3 protein-coding genes and 1 pseudogene are annotated in these 3297 nt (G+C 68.4%); all 4 read right to left on the bottom strand.

Translation table 11 applies throughout. The features are described from left to right. Positions 1–176: 176 nt before the first annotated feature. On the bottom strand, positions 177–728 hold the full coding sequence (gene hpt, locus AC5RW2_RS41755; RefSeq protein WP_494031376.1) for a hypoxanthine phosphoribosyltransferase: 552 nt from the start codon (positions 726–728) through the stop codon (positions 177–179). A gap of 22 nt (positions 729–750) precedes the next feature. After that, entirely contained in the window at positions 751–1896 is a 1146-nt protein-coding gene (gene tilS, locus AC5RW2_RS41760) for a tRNA lysidine(34) synthetase TilS (RefSeq protein ID WP_494031377.1), read from the bottom strand. 3 nt (positions 1897–1899) lie between these two features. Then, the gene (locus AC5RW2_RS41765) at positions 1900–3072 is read right to left on the bottom strand and encodes a zinc-dependent metalloprotease (protein WP_494031378.1); all 1173 of its coding nucleotides are present in this window, start codon (positions 3070–3072) and stop codon (positions 1900–1902) included. 81 nt (positions 3073–3153) lie between these two features. Continuing rightward, positions 3154–3297, bottom strand: a pseudogene (locus AC5RW2_RS41770) (D-alanyl-D-alanine carboxypeptidase); the annotation flags it as partial.

A 3297-nucleotide genomic window follows, 5' to 3' on the forward strand; every position in this document is an offset into this window, starting at 1 on the left:
CCTTCTGAGGGGCCTGTGCCCCGTCCCTCCTGCTTAGCTGCGTTGATAACGCGGGGTATTATCCATCTAGCTATACACCCACTCCGTTATTCCACGCACGGGAATTCCGATTAGTTCCCTCTCGGCGGACAAGCCTGCAGGACGGGGTGGAACAGAACCGGCCGGCCGGTACCGGCCTATTCGTAGACGTGCGGGGCGAGCGTGCCGATGAAATCCAGGTTCCGGTACTTCTCCGCGAAGTCCAGTCCGTAGCCGACCACGAACTCGTTGGCGATGTCGTAGCCGACGTACTTGACGTCAATGTTCACCTTGGAGGCGTCCGGCTTGCGCAGCAGCGTGCAGATCTCCACCGTCGCGGGACCGCGCGAGAGCAGGTTGGTCTTCAGCCAGGACAGGGTCAGGCCGGAGTCGATGATGTCTTCCACGATCAGGACATGCTTGCCCATCAGGTCCGTTTCCAGGTCCTTGAGGATCCGCACTACGCCGGAGGACTGCGTTCCCGAACCGTAGGAGGAGACGGCCATCCAGTCCATGGTGACGTGGCTGTGCAGCGCGCGGGCCAGGTCCGCCATGACCATGACCGCGCCCTTGAGCACGCCCACAAGCAGCACATCCCGGCCCTCGTAGTCCTTGTCGATCTCGGCCGCCAGTTCGGCGATGCGTGCCTGGATCTGTTCCTGGGTATAGAGAACGTGCTTGAGGTCAGACTGGACGTCGTTGGAATCCACCAAATGCTCCCGCTGTTGGATGTTAGGGCGTGCTGCTGCCGCTGGTCTTGCTAAAGATAAGACTGCCATAGCTGCGGCCCTGATGTGGAATGGATTGGCCGCGCACCTGCCGGCGGACGCTCACCTTGCCGCTGAGCTGGATGGGGCCCGCCGAACCGCGGCGGTTGAGCAGGGCCTGGGCGGCCTGCAACCGCTCGAAGCTGGGCTGGCTGCCGCCGAGTTCGACGGCGGCACGCGCCATCACGCGCTGCCGCAGCGACGGCGGCAGTTCCCGGAGTCGCTGCTCCGGCAGATGGATCTCGTGCCGGCCGGAGGCTGCGATCCCGCCCACCGACGCGAGCTCGGCGTAGGCGGCCGCACTGAGTTCGTCCAGGTAGTCCGCATCCTGGGCCAGGATGCGGGACGTGCGGTGCAGGGCCTCGGCGACGCCCGGACCGAGCTGCTCCTCCAGGTACGGCATCACCTCGGCGCGGACCCGCGAACGCGCGAACGCCGGGTCCAGGTTCGTCGGGTCGTGCCACGGCTGAAGCCCCTCGGCGGCACAGATGGCCAGGGTGTCGGTGCGGCGCAGGTCCAGGAACGGCCGCAGATAGATCCCGCGGCGGGTGCGCATCCCCGCCAGCGAGCGAGTCCCGGAGCCGCGGGCCAGGCCCAACAGAACTTGTTCGGCTTGGTCATCCAGCGTGTGGCCCAGCAACACCGCGGACGCGCCGTGCTGCGCGGCGACGGCGTCAATGGCGGCATAGCGGGCGGTCCGCGCCGCCGCCTCCGGCCCCATGCCGGCCGTGGCCACGGCCACCCGCCGGACCTCGACCGGGGACAGACCCATTCCGCGCAGTGCCTCCGCGGTACCGGCAGCAATGCGGTCGCTGTCCTCCTGCAGGCCGTGGTCGACGACGACGGCCCCCACCCGCAGCTGCCCGCGCCGGGCAAAGAAGCCCGCCACCGCTGCCAGGGCCAGCGAGTCAGGTCCGCCGCTGCAGGCCACCAGGACCAGCGGCACCTCGGCCAGCGGCGGACCGGCACCGTCTTGCCGGCGCACGGGACGCTGCCGCAGGTCCAGGCCCTGCAGGTACTGTTCCAGCGTGTCCCGGACCAGATTGCGGGCCACTCCGACGGTCGGGTTCAGCCGGGACTTGCGGGCGGGCGGGAGGCCGGTGCCGGCCACGGACTAGAGGCCCATCCGGTCAATCCACAGCTGCGGCTTGTGGATCTCCGGTTCCGTGGGCAGGTTGCCGGGACCGGCCCAGACGTGGTTGAAGCCTTCCATGCCGGCCTTGGCGACCACACCGCGGACAAACTTGGCGCCGTCGCTGTACTGGCGCATCTTCGCCTCGAGCCCCAAGACCTGCCGCAGGAACCTCTCCAGGGCTCCGCGGTCCTTGCTGCGCGCGTTGAACCGCTGGCGGATTGTCTTGACCGTCGGCACAATCTGCGCGTCCACTGCGTCCATGACCACATTCGCGTGGCCCTCGAGCAGGCTCATCACGGCTGTCAGGTGGGACAGCCGTTCCTTGTCCTTCGGGTCCTGGAGCAGGGACAGCACGCCGTCGCGGCGGCCGGGTACACCGTCGTCGTGCCTGTCCGCCCGGCCGGAGGCGGCCTCGCCCAGGTTCTTCACCACCTGGCCGAGCCGCTGGGACAGGCCCTCCGCCTTGTCCAGCAGGCCTCCGGTCAGTTCGCCGATCTGCTCGACCATGTGGTCCCGGAGCCAGGGCGCGGCCGCGAACTGGACACGGTGGGTCTGCTCGTGCAGGGCGACCCAGAGCCGGAAATCCGCGGGCTCGACGTTGAGTTCCCGCTCCACGGAAATGACATTGGGGGCCACGAACATCAGTCGGCCCCCCGAAGAAGCACCGGGCGAACCGGTGGAACCGGCGGCGCCGGCTTCCCGGCCCAGCGCAGCAAACGGATCATACTGGCCCAGCACCTTGCTGGACAGGAACGCCAGGATGGTGCCGAACTGGGCTCCCGTCACGGTGCCGCTCAGCGCAGCCGCTGCGGGCTGGAGCTGGTCCTTCCGGGTTTCGGCCAGGTGGTCCAGGGTGGGCTGCAGCAGTGCCTCGAAGCTTTGGGTGTTGGCCTTGGCCCAGGTTGCCCGGTCCACGATCAGGACCTGGGAATCCCGCAGGTCCCGGGCTGCCTCCAGCCCGGTGATCCGGTGGACGTGCTCCACGGACTGGTCCGCCAGTTCCCGCAGGTTTGCGACGGCGGCGGCGATCTCCCGCGCGCTCATCTTCGGGCCGGCAGGAGCCAGCTTGGCGGCCGTCGTGGCGGCCAGGTCCCAATTGACCAGGCGGACATGGTTGTTGCTGGAACGGCGGCTGGACTGGTTGCTTTCCATAGCCTCCATCAGAACACATAACACCGACAGTCAGAACTGGTTGGCCTAAGCATTCCGCCCGCTCCCCGCAGGGGATTCCGTTCAGCGGCAGCCGCAGCCGGCCAGCACCGCAGCGGCGCGGTCCGTGGCCGCCCGGGCCTCGGCCGTGGTGCCTTCCAGTCCATTGGCTACGAAGGCGAAGGCCAGCAGCCGCCCGTCGGAGTCGACCACGTACCCGGAGAGCGC

The sequence above is a fragment of the Arthrobacter sp. B0316-1-20 genome, from assembly GCF_059091865.1.